The 21,866-nt window shown below is 28.9% G+C and carries 22 protein-coding genes; 21 read left to right on the top strand and 1 reads right to left on the bottom strand.

Annotated features, from left to right (window positions below):
- Nucleotides 1-306: 306 nt before the first annotated feature.
- From rpsB to H612_RS0105490, 9 genes are all read left to right on the top strand, one after another.
- Nucleotides 307-1,044 carry a 30S ribosomal protein S2 gene (gene rpsB / locus H612_RS0105530; protein WP_027130539.1) on the top strand — a complete coding sequence of 246 codons (738 nt, stop codon included), beginning with the start codon at nt 307-309 and terminating at the stop codon, nt 1,042-1,044.
- A gap of 39 nt (nt 1,045-1,083) precedes the next feature.
- Entirely contained in the window at nt 1,084-1,971 is an 888-nt protein-coding gene (tsf, locus tag H612_RS0105525; protein WP_035500377.1) for a translation elongation factor Ts, read from the top strand.
- A 123-nt stretch (nt 1,972-2,094) separates the two neighbouring features.
- The gene (gene pyrH / locus H612_RS0105520) at nt 2,095-2,808 is read left to right on the top strand and encodes a UMP kinase (protein ID WP_027130537.1); all 714 of its coding nucleotides are present in this window, start codon (nt 2,095-2,097) and stop codon (nt 2,806-2,808) included.
- 31 nt (nt 2,809-2,839) lie between these two features.
- Entirely contained in the window at nt 2,840-3,397 is a 558-nt protein-coding gene (gene frr / locus H612_RS0105515; RefSeq protein ID WP_027130536.1) for a ribosome recycling factor, read from the top strand.
- A gap of 10 nt (nt 3,398-3,407) precedes the next feature.
- The gene (locus H612_RS0105510) at nt 3,408-3,611 is read left to right on the top strand and encodes a DUF896 domain-containing protein (RefSeq protein ID WP_245570456.1); all 204 of its coding nucleotides are present in this window, start codon (nt 3,408-3,410) and stop codon (nt 3,609-3,611) included.
- 3 nt (nt 3,612-3,614) lie between these two features.
- Nucleotides 3,615-3,860 (top strand): YneF family protein, encoded by a 246-nt coding sequence (locus tag H612_RS0105505; protein ID WP_027130534.1) that lies wholly within the window; start codon nt 3,615-3,617, stop codon nt 3,858-3,860.
- 323 nt (nt 3,861-4,183) lie between these two features.
- Nucleotides 4,184-5,083 carry an RluA family pseudouridine synthase gene (locus H612_RS0105500; RefSeq protein WP_027130533.1) on the top strand — a complete coding sequence of 300 codons (900 nt, stop codon included), beginning with the start codon at nt 4,184-4,186 and terminating at the stop codon, nt 5,081-5,083.
- A gap of 395 nt (nt 5,084-5,478) precedes the next feature.
- Nucleotides 5,479-6,345 (top strand): class II fructose-1,6-bisphosphate aldolase, encoded by an 867-nt coding sequence (gene fba, locus H612_RS0105495; RefSeq protein ID WP_027130532.1) that lies wholly within the window; start codon nt 5,479-5,481, stop codon nt 6,343-6,345.
- Between the two features lie 108 nt (nt 6,346-6,453).
- Nucleotides 6,454-7,491, top strand: coding sequence for a M42 family metallopeptidase (locus H612_RS0105490; RefSeq protein WP_027130531.1), 1,038 nt, complete (start codon nt 6,454-6,456; stop codon nt 7,489-7,491).
- A gap of 112 nt (nt 7,492-7,603) precedes the next feature.
- On the opposite strand, the gene H612_RS0105485 is transcribed toward H612_RS0105490, so the two are convergent.
- A complete protein-coding gene (locus H612_RS0105485) occupies nt 7,604-8,455 on the bottom strand; it encodes an RluA family pseudouridine synthase (protein WP_027130530.1) in 852 nt (283 codons plus the stop codon).
- A gap of 183 nt (nt 8,456-8,638) precedes the next feature.
- On the opposite strand from H612_RS0105485, the gene H612_RS0105480 reads away from it, so the two are divergent.
- The 12 genes from H612_RS0105480 to H612_RS0105420 all read left to right on the top strand — a co-directional run bounded on the left by H612_RS0105480 (nt 8,639) and on the right by H612_RS0105420 (nt 21,635).
- A complete protein-coding gene (locus H612_RS0105480) occupies nt 8,639-9,670 on the top strand; it encodes a threonine aldolase family protein (protein ID WP_027130529.1) in 1,032 nt (343 codons plus the stop codon).
- A 337-nt stretch (nt 9,671-10,007) separates the two neighbouring features.
- A complete protein-coding gene (locus tag H612_RS0105475; RefSeq protein WP_027130528.1) occupies nt 10,008-10,553 on the top strand; it encodes a helix-turn-helix domain-containing protein in 546 nt (181 codons plus the stop codon).
- Between the two features lie 15 nt (nt 10,554-10,568).
- On the top strand, nt 10,569-11,657 hold the full coding sequence (locus tag H612_RS0105470; RefSeq protein WP_027130527.1) for an ABC transporter ATP-binding protein: 1,089 nt from the start codon (nt 10,569-10,571) through the stop codon (nt 11,655-11,657).
- 3 nt (nt 11,658-11,660) lie between these two features.
- Nucleotides 11,661-12,479, top strand: a complete 819-nt coding sequence (locus H612_RS0105465; protein WP_027130526.1) for an ABC transporter permease — start codon at nt 11,661-11,663, stop codon at nt 12,477-12,479.
- Entirely contained in the window at nt 12,479-13,279 is an 801-nt protein-coding gene (locus H612_RS0105460; RefSeq protein WP_027130525.1) for an ABC transporter permease, read from the top strand. The genes H612_RS0105465 and H612_RS0105460 overlap by 1 nt, the downstream gene beginning before the upstream one ends.
- Before the next feature lies 1 nt (nt 13,280).
- The gene (locus H612_RS0105455) at nt 13,281-14,357 is read left to right on the top strand and encodes an ABC transporter substrate-binding protein (protein WP_027130524.1); all 1,077 of its coding nucleotides are present in this window, start codon (nt 13,281-13,283) and stop codon (nt 14,355-14,357) included.
- Nucleotides 14,358-14,834: 477 nt separating this feature from the next.
- The gene (locus tag H612_RS0105445; protein ID WP_156882796.1) at nt 14,835-15,659 is read left to right on the top strand and encodes an NHL repeat-containing protein; all 825 of its coding nucleotides are present in this window, start codon (nt 14,835-14,837) and stop codon (nt 15,657-15,659) included.
- 880 nt (nt 15,660-16,539) lie between these two features.
- The gene (dnaX, locus tag H612_RS0105440; protein WP_027130522.1) at nt 16,540-18,255 is read left to right on the top strand and encodes a DNA polymerase III subunit gamma/tau; all 1,716 of its coding nucleotides are present in this window, start codon (nt 16,540-16,542) and stop codon (nt 18,253-18,255) included.
- Between the two features lie 107 nt (nt 18,256-18,362).
- Nucleotides 18,363-18,680: a YbaB/EbfC family nucleoid-associated protein gene (locus H612_RS0105435; protein ID WP_027130521.1), complete on the top strand. Its 318-nt coding sequence runs from the start codon at nt 18,363-18,365 to the stop codon at nt 18,678-18,680.
- Nucleotides 18,681-18,684: 4 nt separating this feature from the next.
- Entirely contained in the window at nt 18,685-19,281 is a 597-nt protein-coding gene (gene recR, locus H612_RS0105430; protein ID WP_027130520.1) for a recombination mediator RecR, read from the top strand.
- A gap of 19 nt (nt 19,282-19,300) precedes the next feature.
- The gene (gene tkt, locus H612_RS0105425; RefSeq protein ID WP_027130519.1) at nt 19,301-21,277 is read left to right on the top strand and encodes a transketolase; all 1,977 of its coding nucleotides are present in this window, start codon (nt 19,301-19,303) and stop codon (nt 21,275-21,277) included.
- The gene (locus H612_RS0105420; protein ID WP_027130518.1) at nt 21,267-21,635 is read left to right on the top strand and encodes a S1 RNA-binding domain-containing protein; all 369 of its coding nucleotides are present in this window, start codon (nt 21,267-21,269) and stop codon (nt 21,633-21,635) included. The genes tkt and H612_RS0105420 overlap by 11 nt, the downstream gene beginning before the upstream one ends.
- The last annotated feature ends 231 nt before the right edge of the window (nt 21,636-21,866 follow it).

Genomic DNA, 21,866 nt, shown 5'->3' with positions numbered 1-21,866 from the left:
TTAAATAGTTTTTAATTAAGGAGAACAAATATGATTTATTTTAGTAAAAGATTTTTTATAGTAAGTGAACATATATTAAATTTTTAAAATATTCAACTAATAAATTTTTATATTTCAATTAAGGAAATCAGCAAAAAATAGGTATTAGCCCTTGATTTTTAGTTAGGAATACTATATAATTAATGAAGTTGAGTAAAATTCAACAAAAAAATAAAACACACGATATTTGAGTAGCTGCTCGGTGCATTTATGTTTGCAGTAGTCTTTGAGAATATCGGAGGAAAAAACCAAGGAGGAAAATAACTTATGGCAGTTATTTCAATGAAACAATTATTAGAGGCTGGAGTACACTTCGGTCATCAAACAAGAAGATGGAATCCAAAAATGGATAAATATATCTTCACAGAAAGAAATGGTATTTATATCATCGACTTACAAAAAACAGTAAAAAAAGTTGATGAAGCATATGAATTCGTAAAATCAGTAGCTGATCAAGGCGGAAAAATGTTATTTGTAGGTACTAAAAAACAAGCACAAGATGCGATTAAAGAAGAAGCTGAAAGAAGTGGTCAATACTACATTAATCATCGTTGGTTGGGTGGTACTTTAACTAACTATAAAACTATTAAAGGACGTATTGATAGAATCGCTGAAATTGAAAAAATGGAAGCTGATGGTGTATTTGATGTTTTACCTAAAAAAGAAGTTCTTGAATTAAGAAAAGAATATGATAAACTTAATAAATTCTTAGGTGGAATTAGAGATATGAAAGGTATGCCAGATGCGTTATTCGTTGTTGATCCTAAAAAAGAACACAACGCAATTGCAGAAGCTAAAAAATTGGGGATTCCTGTAGTAGGTATTGTAGATACAAACTGTGATCCAGATGATGTTGATTATGTAATTCCTGCAAACGATGATGCTATTCGTGCAGTTAAATTATTAACAGCTAAAATGGCAGATGCATTTGTAGCATACAATGAAGGAAATATCGAAGAAACAGAAGAAGCATTCGTTGAAGAAGTAGAAGCAACAGAAGAATAATTTTTTAAAATAAATAATAAAATAACGGAGGCGATCAAAATGGCACAAATTACAGCTAGTTTGGTAAAAGAATTAAGAGAACGTACTGGTGCTGGTATGATGGACTGTAAAAAAGCACTACAACATACTGATGGGAATATTGAAGCAGCAATTGACTACCTAAGAGAAAATGGTATTGCTAAAGCGGCTAAAAAAGCTGATAGAATAGCTGCTGAAGGTCTTTCTTATATTGAAGTTAAAGGAAACAAAGCAGTTATCCTAGAAATCAATTCAGAAACTGACTTCGTTGCTAAAAACGAAAAATTCGTTGCTTTGGTGAAAAATGTAGCAGATGCTATATTAACAGCTGAACCAAAATCTTTAGAAGAAGCGCTTCAGGTTTCAGCACAAGGTGGAACAGTAGAAGCAGTTATTAATGAAGGAATAGCTACAATAGGCGAAAAACTTTCACTAAGAAGATTTGAGGTAGTTTCTAAAACAGATTCAGATGCCTTTGGTGCATATTCTCACATGGGCGGAAGAATTGGTGTTCTTACTCTAGTGGAAGGAAGTACTGATGAAGAGGCTGCTAAAGATGTTGCAATGCATATTGCTGCATTAGCACCAAGATACCTTGATGAAAGTGAAGTACCTGCAGATGTACTTGAACATGAGAAAAAAGTATTAACTGAACAAGCATTAAATGAAGGAAAACCAGCTAATATTGTTGAAAAAATGATTGTTGGTAGAATAAACAAATTCTTAGAAGAAATTACAGTTGTTAAACAAAAATTTGTAAAAGATGATAGTTTCACTGTAGAAAAATTCGTAGCATCAAAAGGTGGAAAACTTACTAAATTTGTAAGATATGAAGTTGGTGAAGGAATTGAGAAAAGAGAAGATAACTTTGCTGAAGAAGTAATGAGCCAAGTTAATGCTGGAAAATAGTATTCTCTATTAATATTAAGTTATTATAGAGCTGAAGCACACACTTTTTGTGTGTGCTTTTTTAAAAGAATTATGTGATGAATAATAATAATAATTGTCTAATATTTTATTAGGAGGATAAAAATGGTTGCTAAATACAAAAGAGTTTTATTTAAACTTAGTGGTGAAGCACTTGCAGGTGGAAAAGGTTTTGGAATAGATTCTGATGTTGTCAACAAAATAACAGCACAAATTGTAGAAGTTGTAAAACAAGGGGTAGAAGTTGCTATTGTTGTTGGTGGCGGAAATATTTGGCGTGGTAAAACTGGTGAAGAACTAGGTATGGAAAGAGCAACTGCCGATTCGATGGGGATGTTAGCAACTGTAATGAATTCATTAGCTTTGCAGGATTCATTGGAGCAGAAAGATGTAGACACTAGGGTACTAACATCAGTAGAAATGAAAGCTATGGCAGAACCATATATTAGAAGAAGAGCGATAAGGCATTTAGAAAAAGGAAGAGTAGTTATTTTTGCTGCAGGAATAGGTAATCCTTATTTTTCAACAGATACTACAGCTGCACTTCGTGCAAAAGAAATTGGAGCTGAAGCGATTCTAATGGGTAAAAATGGAGTAGATGGTGTTTATTCAGCTGATCCTAAGATTGATAATTCGGCAATAAAATATGATAATTTGTCGTATATGGATATTATCAATAAAGGACTAACGATTATGGATTCTACAGCAATTTCATTTTGTATGGATAATCATTTACCAATAATTGTGTTTTCAATAGATAATGCAGATAATATCGTAAAAGTTGTTTCTGAAGATAATTTAGGAACAATCATTAAATAATAAAATTTTTATGGAGTAGGAGTGTGAAAATATGCCTGAAAAAATATTAAATAATTTAGAAGAAAAAATGGAAAAAGCCATTGCCAGTTTAAGACGTGAGTTAGCATCTATTAGAGCAGGAAAGGCTAGTGCTTCTGTATTAGATAGAATAACTGTTGAATATTATGGAGTACCGACTCCTGTAAATCAAGTAGCTGGGATTTCTGTTCCAGAGCCAAAAATGTTAGTAATTTCTCCATATGAAAAATCATTATTAGGTGCAATAGAGAAAGCTATTCAAGCATCAGATTTAGGATTAAATCCTGCAAATGATGGTAATGTTATAAGAATAGTGTTTCCAGCACTTACAGAAGAGCGAAGAAAAGAGCTAGCTAAACTTGTAGGTAAAGAAGCAGAAAGTGCTAAAGTTGCTGTTCGTAATGTACGTCGTGATGCGATGGATTCTATGAAAAAATTAGAAAAATCATCACAAATAACAGAAGATGACTTAAAAGGTTATTCAGATGATATTCAAAAAGAAACTGATAAATTTATAGCTGAAATAGATAAAGTGACAAAAGAAAAACAAGATGAATTAATGAGTGTGTAATAGTATGGAAATGACAGAAATTATAGCAAAGATTAATTCGCTTAATGCTATTAAAAAAGAACGAAATTTAACTGCAGAAGAAACTGCAGAATTAGCAGAGTATAGACAGTTATATTTAAAAAACTTCAAAGCTAATATGCGTAATATATTAGCTAATACTAAAGTAATAAATGAAAATGGAGAAGATATAACTCCTAAAAAGAAAGGAAGATAAGCTATGAGTGCAACAACAATTACGATTTTAGTAGGAGCTATTTGTTTACTTGCAGGAGTTGTGGGTGGATTTTTCCTTGCAAGACGAAACTTCATGAATTATATGGAAAAAAATCCTCAAATTAATGAAGATATGGTTATGAGTATGATGAGTCAAATGGGACAAAAACCATCTCGTAAAAAAATAAATCAAGTTATGAGTAATATGCAAAAAGCTCAACAACAAGCAAAAAAACAAGTAAAAAAATAAGTGAAAAATAGATACATGATTATTTAAATATCATTGTATCTATTTTTTATATAATTTTAGTAATACGTTAGAAGTTTTAAGAGTATAAAGATAATTGTTAAAATTATTGATTAAGTTATTTTAATATATATTGGAACAGTTGAATAGATTCTAAATAGCTAATAAAAAATATTGATGTAAAGATAATTTTTGAATTTTACTTTTTTAAAAAACACTTTAAAGAGAAGTTTAAATGCTCATTTTGTACTGATTTTATATTCTATTAAGTTTCTTTTTGTCAATATATATGTTAATATAGTATAGTACGTAAAAAGGAGGAAGTAATGGATACAAAAACAATTAAATATACTTCATCAGTAAATGAAAGAATAGATAAATTTTTACAAAAAGAACTTTCTGAATTATCAAGAACTAATATTCAAAATTTAGTATTAGGAGGATATATTAAAGTAGATGGAAGAAAAATAAAAACAAACTTCAAGTTAAAAAATGGTAATATCATAACTATTGAGTACAGAGAACCTGAGGAGTTAAATGTAGTTAAACAAAATATTCCATTAGATATAGTTTATGAAGATAATGATCTAATAATAGTTAATAAGGCAAAAGGGATGGTAGTCCACCCTTCAGTAGGTCATAAAGATGGTACATTGGTTAATGCATTATTATTTCATAGTGAATTATCTAGCATTAATGGAACTATTCGCCCTGGTATTGTTCATAGAATAGACAAAGATACATCTGGACTTTTAATAGTTGCCAAAAATGATAAATCACATGTCAAATTATCAGAAATGATCGCTAATAAAGAGATAAAAAGAAAATATTATGCACTTGTACACGGAAATATAAAACATGATTATGGAACAATAGATGCTCCAATAGCAAGAAATCCTAAGGAACGAAAAGAAATGGCAGTAATTGATGAAGGGAAACCATCAATTACACATTTTAGAGTAGTGGATAGATTTGAAAATTATACACTTATAGAGTGTGAATTAGAAACAGGAAGAACACATCAAATAAGAGTTCATATGAAGTATATAAACTATCCATTGGTAGGAGATCTTGTTTATGGACCGAGAAAAACATTGAATACGAATGGTCAAGCATTACATTCTAAAAGTATCGAATTTAATCATCCTATAACAGGTGAACATTTGTACTTTGAAACAGAAGTTCCAGAATATATGATAGAAACAATAGCGAAGTTAGATAAATAACTAAAATAAAAAATTTATTTCTTTAATGATTTAAGTTGATAAGTTAATATAAACAATAAGAAAAAAACTCAAAATAGATTGAATTTTAAGTTTGATTTATTTTTTATATTTATTAAGATTGCAGTAAATTTTTTTACATAGAATATTGTTCTTATAATCAATGAGAATATTTATAATATGTTTATTGTTTATACTAAAATACTTAAACAAGAAAGAAACTGATTAATATGAAAGTAATGGATATTCCAATTTACTAACTTGTATTATAATATCTAAAAAAAATTTATAAATATTATACAGTGAAAGCCTTATCCTGAAAATTTTTCACTTTACTTTTTAATAGTATGGTGTATAATATAGTATAGTAAGTAGTTATTTTAAGGAGGAAAAACAACATGGTATTAGTACCGGCAAAAGATATGCTTGTGAAAGCAAGAAAAGAAGGATATGCGGTAGGGCATTTCAATATTAACAACTTAGAATGGACAAAGGCTATTTTATTGGCATGTGAAGAAGCAAAAAGTCCAGTAATTTTGGGTGTTAGTGAAGGTGCGGCTAAATACATGACTGGTTTTAAAACAGTTGCAGCTATGGTAAAAGCTATGGTTGAACAGCTTAACATAACAGTTCCTGTAGCATTGCATTTAGACCATGGTTCTTATGAAGGAACTAAAGCAGCAATTGAGGCTGGATTTAGTTCAGTAATGTTTGACGGATCACACTATCCTTTTGAAGAAAATATCGAAAAATCTAAAGAGATGATAGCTTTAGCACATGAAAAAGGTTTGTCAATTGAATGTGAAGTGGGGTCAATTGGTGGAGAAGAAGATGGAGTTATTGGTAGTGGAGAATTAGCAGATCCACAAGAATGTAAAACAATGGCTGAATTAGGAATTGATTTCTTAGCAGCTGGGATTGGGAATATTCATGGTAAATATCCAGAAAATTGGGCTGGTTTAAGTTTTGAAACTTTAGAACATATTTCAAGTGTAACTGGTGGTATTCCATTAGTATTACATGGTGGATCAGGTATTCCAACAGATCAGATTCAAAAAGCTATTTCTCTAGGAGTTGCAAAAGTTAATGTTAATACTGAATGTCAATTAGCATTTGCTGAAGCAACTAGAAAATATATTGAAGAAGGTGGAGATCAAAAACCTAAGGGATTTGATCCACGTAAATTATTAAATCCTGGATTTGAAGCTATTAAAGCTATGGTTCACGAAAAAATTGATATTTTCGGTTCAAGAAACAAAGCATAATAACTACGAAATACTAAAAGAACTCGTGCTTTTGCATGAGTTCTTTTGAAATATACTACATTACATTATTAGTATTAAAAGAAAAGTTTTATAGGGAGGTTTTTATTAATGGATAAAGTAGTGGATTATATAAAAAACTTAACTAGTATTCCATCACCAACCGGATACACAAAAGAAGTAGGAGATTATTTAATTTCTGAACTAGAAAATCTAGGGTATAAAGCTACTAGAACAAATAAAGGTGGAGTAAATGTCATCATTAAGGGGAAAAATAATGACAAGCATAGAGTTATAACTGCACATGTTGATACACTTGGAGCTATTGTTCGAGCAATAAAACCAGATGGAAGATTAAAAATGGATCAAATAGGTGGTTACCCATGGAATATGATAGAAGGTGAAAATTGTCGAATTCATATTGCGAGTAATGGAAAAACTGTAACAGGTACAATCTTAGTTCATCAAACTAGCATACATGTTTATCGAAATGCAGGAACAGTAGAAAGAACTCAAGAAAATATGGAGATTAGACTTGATGAAAAAGTAACTAATGAAGATGAAACGCGTGCATTAGGTATAGAAGTAGGAGATTTTATTAGCTTTGATCCAAGAACAGTAGTAACGCAAACGGGTTTTATAAAAAGCCGTTTCTTAGATGATAAAGTTAGTGCTGCAATTCTTTTAGAATTATTAAGAAAATATAAAGAGGAAAATATTAGTTTACCATATACAACACATTTTATGTTTAGTTGTTTTGAAGAAGTGGGACATGGTGCGAATTCGAGCATTCCAAAAGAAGCGGTAGAATATTTAGCGGTAGATATGGGAGCTATGGGTGATGATCAACAAACAGATGAATATACAGTTTCAATTTGTGTAAAAGATGCAAGTGGCCCATATCATTATGAATTTCGACAGCATTTAGTAGAGTTAGCTAAAGAAAAAGGTATTTCGTTCAAATTAGATATTTATCCTTTTTATGGAAGTGATGCATCAGCAGCAATGAGAGCTGGTGTAGAAGTTAAGCATGCTTTACTTGGAGCTGGTATTGAGTCAAGTCATTCTTATGAACGAACTCATATAGATTCGGTAACAGCAACTTATAAAATGGTAGATGCATATCTTCAAAGTCAGTTAGTAAAATAATTTTTAAATTTAGTTAAAGAAAAGATTATTTTTAAAGTTGATGTTAGTTAATGAAAAAGAGAAGTTAATTCGAATTAGATTTCGATTCTAACTTCTCTTTTTAATAAAAAAATTAATTAAAAAATTCCTTTTCAAGGCTAGAAAGAATTTCTAGTTTTTTATTAGTAACGGGATGATTAAATTTTACTTTTAATGCACCTAAATACATTTTATCGTATTTATATCCATCCTTCGAATATAGTTTATCACCAATAATTGATGATCCTATCGAAGTTAGATGAACACGAATTTGATGAGTGCGTCCAGTTTCTAGTGAAATAGTAACGGCAAATTTATTTTGATCGATTTTTTTGCAATCTAAAATATTAGTAATAGCAGTTTTCCCATTGCGTGTTACTGCCATTTTATTTTTTTCTCGTAGGTTACGACCAATATTGGTATTAATAATTTGTGGGGGAATATTGTTTTTTACAACGGCCGTGTAATATCTCTTAATATCGCGCTTTTCTAGCATAAAATCAAGCTTTGATTTTACAAAGGGGTTTTTGGCAAAAATAACTAAACCACATGTATCGACATCAAGTCTATGAATTGGTTCGAGATAAATATACTCGGAAATTAGATAATTTACTAGAGTATTATTTTCATTTTCTATGTCGTTTGGATGAGTTTTTATACCAAAAGGTTTGGAAACTATCAATAAATAATCATCTTCGTATTCCTTTTTTATAATAATTTTTTTATTAATAAGGTATTTTGATTTGTTAAAATCAGCATTAATGCTCAATAGATCATTTTCTTTTAAGCAACTAGTTAAATTTTTTTCTAAGTTATTAATTAAAATAGTATTTTCTTTATGATGGGTATTCATGCGAATAGTATGAATATTTTTTTTAGATATTCTTAAAAAATTTTTAAGGTAAAACTCAACACTAGGGTAATTTTCAAAAATTTTAAAGTTCATAAAATCTCCTTATGTTATATTATTGCAAATACAATTGTTTTTATGCTATAATTTTGTTGTAAAATTTAAGGTTTTATATTTTAGAATATGAGTACAGCATTACTTTATTTTATTGTTTAACAGCATATATCATTATATGATATATTAAAAAAATTAAAAAGTAAAACAAAAAGGAGATATGTAATGACATTATTTTTTGCTAATGATTATTCAAAAGGGGCGCATCCTAAAGTTTTAGAAAAATTAGTAGAAACTAATATGAAAATTGAAGTAGGATATGGTTTTGATACTTATTGTGATAGTGCAAAAGAAAAAATAAGAAAAGCATGTGGAAAAAAAGATGCGGAAATTTTCTTTTTAACAGGAGGAACACAAACGAATGCAACAGTTATAAAATCTCTTTTACGACCATATGAAGGAGTAATAGCAGTAAACACTGGGCATATAAGTACGCATGAAGCAGGTATTATAGAAGCTGGAGGACATAAAGTAATTGAGTTGAATAACTATAATGGTAAACTAAATGTTGATGATGTAAGAGAGTATATCAATACTTTTTATAAAGATGCTAATCGTACACATATGGTTATGCCTGGTATGGTGTATATAACTTATCCAACAGAATACGGAACACTTTACACAAAAGAGGAATTGAATAACTTATATAAAGTATGTAAAGAGTATGATATACCGTTATTTGTTGATGGTGCTAGGTTAGGATATGGATTAATGGCTAGAGAATGTGATATTACTTTTCAAGAATTTTCATCTTTATGTGATGTTTTCTATATTGGTGGAACGAAAATAGGAGCATTGTGTGGAGAAGCGGTCGTTTTTTCAAATACTAAAATAATACCACAAAATTATACAACCTTTATAAAACAAATGGGTGCATTACTTGCTAAAGGACGTTTACTTGGTGTGCAATTTGATGCTTTATTTACGGATAATCTTTATTTTGAAATTAGCAAACATGCAATAGATATGGCAGAATTATTGAAGGAGACATTAAAAGAAAAGGGATATAAATTTTTCTTAGATTCTCCAACTAATCAGCAATTCGTTGTAATAAAAAATGAAGCAGCAAAAGAATTAGAGAAAAAAATGAAATTTGCATATTGGGAGAAATATGATAACAATAATACAATTATTCGCTTTGTGACAGATTGGGCAACTCAAAAAGAAGATATTGAAAAATTAATAGATGTATTATAAAAACAGGATAATAATGTCAATTTAAAAAGTTTGGATGAAGAATTAAAAAATTAATTTTTTTGGTTTTAATTTAAACTTTTTTTATTTTTTCGTGGCTAACTTCATTTTACAATATACGTAAAAAGTAAGGATTAATAAATTTTTAAAAAATATTCTTGATTTTACTACTAAATTATAGTATCATATTCTTTGTGATTTAATATTATTAAACTAAGAGTTTAATAATAAGTTACTTTAGAAACAAAAAGTAAGGTATTTTTAAACTGATAATTTAATGATATATGTTTTTTTTAAATTATAGAAAATCATTTCAATGACTAATATGAAAGGAATAAATATGTATTTAATAGGAGAAAGATTAAAGAGACTTAGGATTCAAAAAAATCTAACTCAAGAAGAATTAGGAGAACGGACCGATTTGACTAAGGGATATATTTCCCAAGTAGAGCGTGATTTAGCCTCACCATCTATGGAAACTTTTTTTAATATTTTAAAAGTATTGGGTTGTGCACCAAAAGATTTTTTTGATAAAGATAGCACGAGTCAAAAGGTTTATTATTCTTTAGATGATCAAACCAGTTATGAAGAAACAGATGAAGGATATGAATTAACATGGTTAGTGCCAGAATCTAATGAAAAAGAAATGGAATCCCTTATATTAAAATTAGAAAAAAATAGTAGTTACAAAACATTTACTCCTTCAGAATCAGAGACACTTTGTTATATTTTAAAAGGAAAATGTAAATTAATGTTAGGAGAAGAAGAATATATTGCTTCTAAAAATGAATCATTTTATTTTTTGGCGACTTCTGAGCATAGATTATCTAATCCGTTTGATGAAGAATGTGAGGTATTAGTTGTAGCAACAAATTCATATTTATAAAAAAGGAGAGAGAAAATGACAAATATTGTAGAGTTTAAAAATGTTTCTATGTCTTTTGGTAATACAAAAGTTTTGAAAAATATAGATTTAGAAATAGAGAAAGGGAAATTTTATACCCTTTTAGGACCTAGTGGTTGTGGGAAAAGTACAATTTTAAAATTAATAGGTGGCTTTTTAAGCCCTACATCAGGAGATATATTACTAGATAACAAGATAGTAAATGATTTTCCTGCAAATAAAAGACAAGTTAATACCGTGTTTCAGGATTATGCCTTGTTCCCACATATGAATGTTTATGAAAATGTGGCATTTGGTTTAAAAATAAAAAACGTAAAGAAAGATATTATAAATAAAAAAGTAAAAAAAGCTTTGAAGCAAGTAAATTTATCTGGATTTGAAAAACGTGATATAGATGAAATGAGTGGTGGACAAAAGCAACGTGTTGCTATTGCACGTGCCATTGTCAATGAACCAGAAATTATTTTATTAGATGAATCATTATCTGCACTTGATTTAAAACTTCGCCAAGAGATGCAATATGAACTACGTGAGCTTCAGCAACAGACAGGAATTACATTTATTTATGTGACGCACGATCAAGAAGAAGCTCTTGCAATGAGTGATTATATTTTTGTTATGAACAATGGAAAAATCGAACAAAGTGGGACACCCTTGGATATTTATGATGAGCCAGTTAATCGTTTTGTAGCTGATTTTATAGGAGAATCTAATATCGTTAATGCCGTTATGATAGATGATTACTTGGTGGAAATTTATGGCAAACAATATGAATGTGTTGATGCAGGTTTGGATAAAAATAAACGTGTAGAAGTTGTTATTCGTCCAGAAGATTTGGAAATTACAACAGTAGAAAAAGGAAAAATAAGTGTTGTAGTTGATACCCAATTATTCAGAGGGGTTCATTATGAAATCTGTTGCTTAGATGATCAGTACAACGAATGGATTGTCCACTCAACTAAGGAGGCAAAGCCAGGTAAGGCAATTGGTCTTAACTTTGATCCTGAAGCAATTCACATAATGGTTCCTGGTGAAACTGAAGAAGAATTTGATGCTAGATTAGAATCATATGAAGAGGAGGAATAAAATATGTTTAACAAAAAAACTCGTTCATTTTTTATGATTCCTTATATTTTTTGGATGTTACTTTTTGTTGTTTTTCCAATTTTACTTATTGTGTATTATTCTTTTCATGATATAAATGGAAATTTTACATTTTCTAATTACAAAATATTTTTTAGTAGTACTTATGTGATTATGACACTGTATAGTTTTTTATATGCATTTTTAATTACTTTGATTTGTTTAGTAATTAGTTATCCTTTAGCATTTGTAATTAGCAAGAGCAAATATAGCGAGTTATTGCTTTTATTGATAATTATGCCTACGTGGATAAATATACTCTTAAAAACTTATGCATTTTTAGGATTGTTTGGCGAGTATGGTACAGTAAATAGTTTTTTGGAGTATATAGGGCTAGGTACACAAAGTTTATTATTCAATTCATTTAGTTTTGTTTTTGTTTCTAGTTATATTTACTTACCATTCATGTTGTTACCGATTTATAATTCTGTAGTGGGAATTAATAAAAATTTAATAGAAGCATCCTATGATTTAGGTGCAGATTTTAAAACTACATTTAGAAAAATTATTTTTCCACTTAGTATAAATGGAGTAAAAACAGGTATTCAAGTAACATTTATTCCTGCACTGTCATTATTTATGATTACAAGACTTATTGCAGGGAATAAAATTATTAATTTAGGTACAGCTATTGAGGAACACTTTTTGGTGACTCAAAATTGGGGATTAGGATCTACAATTGCAGTATTTTTAATAGTAGTTATGGGTATCATTATGGTACTTACTAATACAAAAGATAAAACGAGTATAGGGGGTAGAAAATAATGAAATTAACTTCAAAATTATATTTAGGAATTATTTTTTCTATTTTATACATTCCGTTAATTTATTTGGCATATTATTCATTTAATTCTGGAAAAACTATGATTAACTTTGATGGTTTTTCATTAGCACACTATACTGAGTTATTCGAAAATAGCAGAATGTTGGTTATTGTAATCAACACTATAGTTGTTGCACTTTTGTGTGGATTATTTTCAGCAATATTCGGAACTTTAGGTGCATTAGGAATCTATTCGTTAAAATCAAAAAGACAAAGAAATAGTTATCTTGTTGGGAATAATATTTTAATTGTTAGTCCAGATGTAATAATTGGATGTTCATTTCTACTAATGTTTACTTTTATTTCTAAACAATTAGGTATAAATAGTATTCAAGGTTTTTGGTCAGTGTTGTTATCCCACATAGCATTTAGTATCCCTATTGTTGTTTTAATGGTATTACCAAAATTGTACGAGATGCCAAGAACTATGGTTGATGCAGCGATAGATCTTGGTGCTAGCTACTGGCAAGTTCTTAGTCAAATAGTTATTCCATATATTACACCTGGAATTTTAGCAGGATTTTTTATGGGATTAACATACTCACTTGATGATTTTGCTGTAACATTTTTCGTAACAGGTAACGGATTTCAGACTTTATCAGTAGAAATTTATTCTATGGCAAGACAAGGTATTAGTTTGCAAATCAATGCATTATCAACAGTATTAACCATTTTTATTATGTTAGCAGTGTTAATTTATTATGTAGTGAATACAAGTAAATTAAAAAAGGAGGTAAGATAATATGAAAAAATTACTAATGACCTCTTTGGCAATTTTAATTTTATGCATGGGATTATTGTACAGTAGAAATTTTATAGATAGTTCAAATAGTAAAAGTAAACAAACACTTACTATTTTTAACTGGGGAGAGTATATTGATCCAGAATTAATAAAAAAATTTGAACAAGAAACGGGGATATCTGTAATATACGAAACGTTTGATTCAAATGAAGCTATGCTTACGAAAATTCAATCAGGTTCAACTCCATATGATATAGTAATTCCATCAGATTATATGATTAAAAAAATGAAGAAATTAAATTTATTAAAAAAAATCGATAAAAATAAATTGAAAAATTTTGACGCATTAGATCCAAAACTTCTTGATAAAAGTTTTGATTATAATAATGAATACTCAATACCATACTTTTGGGGGACAGTAGGAATTCTTTATAATAAAAATAAAGTACCTAAAGATTTAACTTTTGATAAATGGAATGATCTATGGGATAGTAGATTGAAAAATAATATATTGCTTATTGATGGAGCAAGAGAGATGATGGGAATAGCTTTACAATCAGAAGGGAATTCAGTAAACGATACTAATGAAGTTAATCTTAATTTAGCTGAAAGAAAATTGGAGTTATTACATCCTAATATTAAAGCAATAAATGCAGATGAAAAAAAGATGTTAATGATAAATAATGAGGCAACAGTTGCTGTAGTTTTTTCAGGTGATGCTGCCGCGATTATGCAAGAAAATGAAGAGATGGAATATTCGGTTCCTAAGGAGGGAACTAATCTATGGTTTGATAATATTGTAATTCCAAAAACATCAAAAAATGAAGAAGCGGCCTATAAATTTATAAACTTTATGCTAAGACCAGAAAATGCTGCTAAAAATGCAGAGTTTATTGGTTATGCAACACCAAATTTAAAAGCAAAAGAATTATTACCAAAAGAAACGGTAGAGGATGAACAATTTTATCCAGATTTAGATACATTTAAAAAGGTTGAAGTATATGAAGATTTGTCACCAGAAATGCTTCAATTATATAACGATTTATTTTTAAAATTTAAAATTAATAATAGACAATAAAGAAAATCCACATTACTTAAAAACAAAAGTAGTGTGGATTTTTTTGAGAAATAACCTATAATTTTGAAATTAATATTTAAATTAAATTAGAAAATATATATTTGCATTAAAAAATAAAGGGTATTCAAATAAATTATTTTAATTAATTTGACATTCTATAAAAAAAAAAGTTATAATAACTATGTAAGCGGATTCTATAAAATTTATTAAAATATATTTAGGAGGTGTTTTTATGAAAATAAAAAGAATAATTTTATTTTTTGTTGTCTTGGTATTATTTTTGTCTGGTTGTCAAAATAAAATATCAAAAAAAATTTTGATTTTGCGGTTTTAGACGAAAATAATATTTTTACATTTAAAGAACAAGATGGTAAATTAAAACAAATAGAGAAAATAAAGAGAACAGATGGTGATCAAAATTTTGATGAATATTACCATTCATTAGACAATGATTTTATTTATGCATTAACAGTTCCAATGTCCCCATATAGAGATACATATATTGTGAAAATGAATAGAAGGGATTTTTCTGCCACTAAAGAAAAATTTAATCGTGGAAACACGTTATCTATTGATGATGACTTTATTTATATTGCATCTATTTTAGGAGATAAGGAAGATATATTTAAGTATGATAAAAACACCTTAAGAAAAGTATCTCAAAAAACTATTTCTGATGAAAATGTTAATATAATAAGAGGTATTGTTAATGTTAATGGTGAATTATACACTTTAGTAGGAACAGTTAATCGACAGAACTTTTCTAAAGGAACATATTTGTGGAAAATGGATAAGGACTTAAATATTATAGAAAAGATAGACCTAAATTATACAACAGGTGGTTACTTAAAGATGGTCTTAGTTGGTGAATATTTATATATGATTGAAGGGACGAATGGTGTAACAAGCGCTGGAGAACCAGGTCCTGGAAATAATTTAGTTACATATAATATAAAAACAAAAGAAATAAAAAAGGTACAGTTAACAACTCCATATCCTTATAATTTATATTATGATAAAAACAATAATAATTTGATTATTCAACATTACGGAGTATATGAAAAAGATTTTCCATTTACAATATATTCACTAGACAATAAAACAGAAAAGATTATTAAACTTCCTGAGTATAAAGATAAAGGATCAAATATAAGCTCATTCACTTATGGGAAAGATAATTATTATTTTTTACTTGGAAATATAGATATGGTAGTGAAATATGATTTAAAAACAAAAGAGATTAAAAAATTTGATTTAAAAGAATTTTCCGTAAAAAAACCACATTCTGTGGTAGCTAAGTAATGCTGAAAAAGAAGGGATTGACCCAAAAATCTAAAACTTCAAGAAGTTTTTAAAAAATATAATAAAACGCAGTGGTTTATTGATTTCGAAATACACTTTGTAGAAGCTTTTTCGAAATCTAATAAACTGTACTGATTCGAAACTATAAATTTCTTTCCTCCTTTTGGTCGTTAGAAATTTAGTTTCTGTAGAGCAGTGGCAACTATAATCTTTTCCTTACTTTGTTCGTTAAGATTATAGTTGCTTTTGCATACGTTGTACAGTAATTGTTTCTACGTTGCTTTGCTTCTTGAAACAATAATGTACAACGCAATAAGTTATTCGCACGTTTTTCTTACAGTCTTTGACTTCAGAAAAACTACGATTAACCAAATGCGGGGGCGACTCAATAAAATCGATTTGGCAGTTGGAACTATAATCTTTTCCTCACTTTGTTCGTTAAAATTATAGTTCCTTTTGCACACGCTATTCGTAAAAGTTTTTAAGTACCAAAGGAACTTAAAACTTAAACGACTACCGCAAAATCACGATTTTTGAGTCGCTCCTTTCTTTTATTATGACTTAATAAGAACAATAGGTTAAGATTAATTAAACATCACAACCTCTCACATAAGTGAGAGGTTGTTTTTTGTGCGTAAAATCTGCGTAAAAAGTATTAAAATACTCTTGAAATTGAGTAGTTTTGTTTTATTCTTGAATATACCTTTAACCACTGCGAACAGTTGATTTAACTATGTTTGACGCAATGAGTTTTATTTAATTTTAATTTAAACTAATTGTATTTTTTTAATATTACAGCTATGTTCTGTAATTATTTGAAGACGAAATTTTTCCCAAAATGTGGTATAATTATTTAGGTATTATTAATTAGGAGGTTTACATGTTTCAGGCATTGTATAGAAAATACAGACCACAAAAGTTCGACGATATTGTTGGTCAAAATCATATAGTTTCAGTATTGAAAAATGCGATAGAAAAAAATCAAATTAGTCATGCCTATTTATTTTATGGACCACGCGGTACAGGTAAAACTTCTATTGCAAAAATATTCGCTAATGAAGTAAATAATAATGAAATTTATCAAAAGGAAAATGTAGATATAATAGAAATAGATGCTGCCAGTAATAATGGTGTTGATGAAGTCCGTGATATAAAGGAAGCGATAAAGTTTCTTCCAAGTGAAGGTAAGTATAAAATATATATAATTGATGAGGTTCATATGCTTACAACAGCTGCATTTAATGCATTGTTGAAAACATTAGAAGAACCACCGGCACATGTGATATTTATTTTAGCGACTACAGAAATTCATAAAATACCTGCGACAATTCTTTCAAGATGTCAAAGATTTGAATTTAAGAATTTATCAAATGAACAACTTAAAGAGAGATTAACGTATATTGCGAAAACTGAAAATCTAGATATAGAAATTAAAGCTGTAGAAAAGATATCTGCACTTGCTAAAGGTGGACTGAGAGATGCGATTAGCATATTAGATCAAGTGTCTAATTATGCAGAAAAAATTACTTTAGACAATATATTAGAGGTTACATCTTCTATTGGTGAAGAGGATATACTTGAATTTTATAAAAATTTACTTTTAGGTGATGTAACGAATTCACTTCTTACTTACAATAATTTTGTAAATCAAGCTAAGGATACTAAATTGTTGTTAAATGATTTAATAAATATAACACGTGACGTTATTGTATATAAAAATTTAAAAAATAATAATTATACTCAGTATGAAATAGAAAAAATAAATGATGTAGTTGAAGATATTTCTTTTGATTATTTTTATAAAATAATTGAAATTTTATCACAAACTGAGCAGCACATTAGATTTTCTACAGAATACATGAGTTATATGCAAATTTGTATTGTGAAAATTTGTTCAAAGGAAACATCTGATGTAATAAAAGAAAGTAAGATGAATTCTTTAAATAGTGATAGTTCATTATCTAACAATCATATTATAGAATTGGAAAATAGAATAAAAGCATTAGAAGAAAAGTTAAAACAAAATAAAATTAATATTGTAAAAAAAGAAACTTTTAACTCAAAAGAAATTGATAACAATGAAAACAATAATTTTGAAGGAGATAATATTAGTTGGACTAATACTTCTAAAAATGAAATTAAAGAAGTTATTATAAAAGACAAAGGAAAAATTCAAGAATTAATTGAAAATGCTAACGATAATTTTACAAGTTATGCTTCAAGTGTATTTAGAAAAATTATAAGTGAAAGTCTAAATGCTAATAATAATGAAGTAGTTGTTATGAGAGAATTATTTAAGTCATGTACACTTGTTGCTTCATCTAAAGTAGGGGGACTTCTTGTTTTTAATGAAGCTGATAAGATGATTAAAATGTCTTCAAGTTCTAAGTATAAAAAATATTTGGAAGAATTATTTAAACGATATATAGGTGTAGATTATACTATATACACTTTACAAGATCACCAGTACGAAATATTAATTAATGAAAATCAAAAAGAATATATAATAGATGAGAAAAGTGAGATACTACTTGAAGATGAAAAAAATATCACAAAAGTAGAAGAATTATTTTCTGACATAATAGTAGAAAAATAAATTTAGAAAAAATAAAATGAAAACCTTTGAAATGATTGAAAACCATTGACAAGATGTGTAATTTTAAATAGAATTATATTATAACAAGATATTTAGGAGGAAATACTATGCGTGGAATGGGTAATATGCAACAAATGATGAGAAAGATGCAAAAGATGCAAAAAGATATGTTAGCAGCTCAGGAAGGATTAAAAGATCAAACTGTTGAAGGAACTGTATCAGGAGGGATGGTTACTGCAATAGCAAATGGCGATGGAAAAATTTTGGATATTAAAATTAAAGAAGAGGTAGTGGATCCAGAAGATATAGAAATGCTTCAAGATTTGATTTTAACAGCAGTAAATGATGCTTTAGAAAAATCCACACAATTAAAAGAAGAAACACTAGGTAAATTTACAAATGGATTAAATATCCCAGGTCTATAATAAGATGCAATATCCAAAACCAATTTTAGATTTAATAGATAGTTATTCATTATTACCTGGAATAGGAAGAAAAACAGCTGTTAGACTTGCGTTTCATACTTTAAAAATGCATGATGAAGATATTAAGAATTTTGCAACTGCGTTAGTCGAACTAAAAGAAAAGTTAACTAAGTGCGAAGTATGTGGTAGACTTAGTGAAACACATAAATGTGATATTTGTTCAGATACTTCACGTGATAATTCGATAATTTGTGTTGTTGCAAGTGATAACGATTTGGTTGCTATGGAAAATATGCAACAATATAGAGGTCTTTATCATGTATTAGATGGTCTTATTTCTCCCATGGATGGGATAGGTCCGTTGGATATCAATATAAAATCATTATTTGAAAGGGCACAAGACCCAGCTGTAAAAGAAATAATTCTAGCGACTAATTCGTCACCAGAAGGGGAAGGAACTGCAAGTTTTATTTCAAGATATTTAAAAAATACGGATATTAAAGTTACTAGAATAGCTCAAGGTATTTCTTTTGGGAGTGATATCGAATATGTTGATGAAGTTACTTTGTCTCGTGCTATATCTGGTAGAATAGAATTATAAAAATTAGGAGGGCATAAGTATGTCACAACAATCAGTAAATGCAATTAAAGTTTTAGGAGTTGATGCGATTAATAAAGCAAAATCTGGGCATCCAGGTGTTGTTATGGGCGCAGCTCCTATGGCATATTCATTATTTTCAGAACATTTAAGAGTTAATCCGAAGATTACCGATTGGATTAATAGAGATAGATTTGTTTTATCAGCTGGGCATGGATCAATGTTACTATATTCTTTACTTCATCTTTCTGGGTTTGAAGATGTTTCTTTAGATGAAGTGAAAAATTTCCGTCAATGGAATTCTAAAACTCCTGGGCATCCAGAATTTGGACATACTAAAGGTGTTGATGCAACAACTGGTCCATTAGGTCAAGGTATTTCAACTGCAGTGGGTATGGCATTAGCTGAAAGATATTTAGCTGAAAGATATAATAAAGTACAATATAATGTTTTTGATCATTATACTTATGTCATTTGTGGTGATGGTGATATCATGGAAGGCGTTGCATCAGAGGCAAGTAGTTTTGCAGCACAACAAAAATTAAATAAACTTGTTGTACTTTATGATTCGAATGATATTTGTCTTGACGGAGAAACTAAAGATGCATTTTCGGAAAATGTAAGAGCAAGATATGAGGCGTATGGTTGGAATACTATCCTTGTAGAAGATGGGGCTGATGTAGCAGCAGTTAGTCGTGCGTTAGAAAAGGCTAAAGTTTCTGATAAACCTACACTAATTGAAGTTAAAACTATTATTGGTGCCGGTTCTCCGAATAAACAAGGAACTAACGGTGTTCATGGAGCTCCACTAGGTGAAGAAGAAACAGCATTATTTAGAAAAGAAATTGGTTGGGAATATGCTCCTTTTGAAATTCCAGAGGAAGTATATGCAGATTTTAAAGAAAAAGTTGCAGATCGAGGAGAAAGAGAATATTCTAAATGGGAAAAGCTTTATAAAGAATATAAAGAAAAATATCCAGAATTAGCAACTGAATTAGAAGAAGTATTAACAAGAGAAGATGTTAAACATTTATCAAAAGAAAGTTTTAACTTTAAAAATGTTGGTGAATCGCAAGCAACTCGTAATTCATCACAGGATGCAATTAATAGTGTAGCAGCAGTGCTACCTACTTTCTTTGGAGGATCAGCTGACCTTTCTCATTCTAATATGACATTTATTAAAGGAGAAGGTCTTCAAGATGATAAAAATAGAACACAAAGAAATATTCAATTTGGTGTAAGAGAGTTTGCCATGGCAACAGTACTAAATGGTATGATGCTACATGGAGGAGTGCGTGTATTTGGTGGAACATTCTTTGTATTTTCAGACTATCTAAAAGCAGCATTACGACTATCAGCATTACAAAATTTACCAGTAACTTATGTATTTACTCACGATAGTATTGCTGTTGGGGAAGATGGACCTACTCATGAACCAATTGAACATTTAGCATCATTGAGAACTATTCCAAATTCTTATGTATTTAGACCAGCGGATGCGACAGAAACACAAGCAGCTTGGTATTTATCTCAAAAAGTAAATAATAAGCCAAGTTCATTAGTATTAACTAGACAAAATCTTCCGGTTTTAGAAAATACATCATTTGAACAAGTTTCAAAAGGTGCTTATGTGGTATATGAATCCACAGAAGATTTTGATACTATTTTGATTGCAACAGGTTCAGAAGTAGCACTTGCCATAGAAGCGGCTAAAGAGTTAGAGAAATCTGGAATAAAATCACGAGTAATTAGTATGCCATCTGTGGAATTATTTGAAGAACAATCTAAAGAATATAAAGAAAAATTACTTCCACATAATATTCGACGTCGTGTTTCTTTAGAGATGGGGAATACTGCCCTTTGGTACAAATATGTGGGATTAGATGGTTTAGCAATTGGTATTGATAAATTTGGAGCATCTGCTCCTGCTAACAAAGTGATAGAGGAATATGGGTTTACTGTTACAAGAGTAGTAGAGAAAATAAAAAATGAGTTATAAAGAAATCAGACCAGGAGATATAATAAAAGTTAAGGTAACTGCGGTAAAACCTTATGGTGCATTTATAGAAACTCGTAATAAGCAAGCAGGTTTAATACACATTTCGGAAATTACAAATTGTTTTATTTTTGACATAAGTAGTTATATTAAACAAGGAGAAATTTTAGAAGTAAAAGTTCTTTCCATCAAGGACAATAAAATAAATGCAACACTTAATTTTAAACCAAAAGATACTGGTGTAAAAAAAGAAATTAATAGTTTGGATACTTTAAATTTTGTTTATGGCTTTGATACTTTAAAACAAAATATGAAATTTTGGCAGAAAAAAGCTATGTCAGAAATGAGAAATTCCAATTAAAAACTATTGACAAATTCTTTATAACTGTATATAATGTATCTAAATAATGTAGTGAAGTTTAGGAATTAAAAGTTGGAAGTATTATTTTAGAGAGAACCTGTTGGTGAGAAGGGTTTATAATATAACTTTTATGCTACCTATGTTTATACTTCATCGGCAACGAAAAGAAAAGCCGTTATAAAAACTAATGAGGAGCATAATATATGCTTAAATTAGGGTGGTAACACGATT

Origin of the sequence: Gemella cuniculi DSM 15828, assembly GCF_000425665.1 — a bacterium.
Classification (GTDB): Bacteria; Bacillota; Bacilli; order Staphylococcales; family Gemellaceae; genus Gemella; species Gemella cuniculi.
Note: the sequence above shows the minus strand (reverse complement) of the source record. Positions and strands in the feature narration are given on the sequence as shown.

Excerpts from the sequence above, each read along its gene's own strand:
- H612_RS0105465 (WP_027130526.1), top strand. The coding sequence starts at position 11,661 with ATGTTTAACAAAAAAACTCGTTCATTTTTTATGATTCCTTATATTTTT.
- H612_RS0105455 (WP_027130524.1), top strand. The coding sequence starts at position 13,281 with ATGAAAAAATTACTAATGACCTCTTTGGCAATTTTAATTTTATGCATG.
- H612_RS0105460 (WP_027130525.1), top strand. The coding sequence starts at position 12,479 with ATGAAATTAACTTCAAAATTATATTTAGGAATTATTTTTTCTATTTTA.
- pyrH (WP_027130537.1), top strand. The coding sequence starts at position 2,095 with ATGGTTGCTAAATACAAAAGAGTTTTATTTAAACTTAGTGGTGAAGCA.
- tkt (WP_027130519.1), top strand. The coding sequence starts at position 19,301 with ATGTCACAACAATCAGTAAATGCAATTAAAGTTTTAGGAGTTGATGCG.
- H612_RS0105485 (WP_027130530.1), bottom strand. The coding sequence starts at position 8,455 with ATGAACTTTAAAATTTTTGAAAATTACCCTAGTGTTGAGTTTTACCTT.
- fba (WP_027130532.1), top strand. The coding sequence starts at position 5,479 with ATGGTATTAGTACCGGCAAAAGATATGCTTGTGAAAGCAAGAAAAGAA.
- H612_RS0105510 (WP_245570456.1), top strand. The coding sequence starts at position 3,408 with ATGACAGAAATTATAGCAAAGATTAATTCGCTTAATGCTATTAAAAAA.
- dnaX (WP_027130522.1), top strand. The coding sequence starts at position 16,540 with ATGTTTCAGGCATTGTATAGAAAATACAGACCACAAAAGTTCGACGAT.
- H612_RS0105435 (WP_027130521.1), top strand. The coding sequence starts at position 18,363 with ATGCGTGGAATGGGTAATATGCAACAAATGATGAGAAAGATGCAAAAG.
- tsf (WP_035500377.1), top strand. The coding sequence starts at position 1,084 with ATGGCACAAATTACAGCTAGTTTGGTAAAAGAATTAAGAGAACGTACT.
- H612_RS0105490 (WP_027130531.1), top strand. The coding sequence starts at position 6,454 with ATGGATAAAGTAGTGGATTATATAAAAAACTTAACTAGTATTCCATCA.
- H612_RS0105470 (WP_027130527.1), top strand. The coding sequence starts at position 10,569 with ATGACAAATATTGTAGAGTTTAAAAATGTTTCTATGTCTTTTGGTAAT.
- H612_RS0105445 (WP_156882796.1), top strand. The coding sequence starts at position 14,835 with ATGTCCCCATATAGAGATACATATATTGTGAAAATGAATAGAAGGGAT.
- rpsB (WP_027130539.1), top strand. The coding sequence starts at position 307 with ATGGCAGTTATTTCAATGAAACAATTATTAGAGGCTGGAGTACACTTC.
- recR (WP_027130520.1), top strand. The coding sequence starts at position 18,685 with ATGCAATATCCAAAACCAATTTTAGATTTAATAGATAGTTATTCATTA.
- H612_RS0105500 (WP_027130533.1), top strand. The coding sequence starts at position 4,184 with ATGGATACAAAAACAATTAAATATACTTCATCAGTAAATGAAAGAATA.
- H612_RS0105480 (WP_027130529.1), top strand. The coding sequence starts at position 8,639 with ATGACATTATTTTTTGCTAATGATTATTCAAAAGGGGCGCATCCTAAA.
- H612_RS0105420 (WP_027130518.1), top strand. The coding sequence starts at position 21,267 with ATGAGTTATAAAGAAATCAGACCAGGAGATATAATAAAAGTTAAGGTA.
- H612_RS0105505 (WP_027130534.1), top strand. The coding sequence starts at position 3,615 with ATGAGTGCAACAACAATTACGATTTTAGTAGGAGCTATTTGTTTACTT.
- frr (WP_027130536.1), top strand. The coding sequence starts at position 2,840 with ATGCCTGAAAAAATATTAAATAATTTAGAAGAAAAAATGGAAAAAGCC.
- H612_RS0105475 (WP_027130528.1), top strand. The coding sequence starts at position 10,008 with ATGTATTTAATAGGAGAAAGATTAAAGAGACTTAGGATTCAAAAAAAT.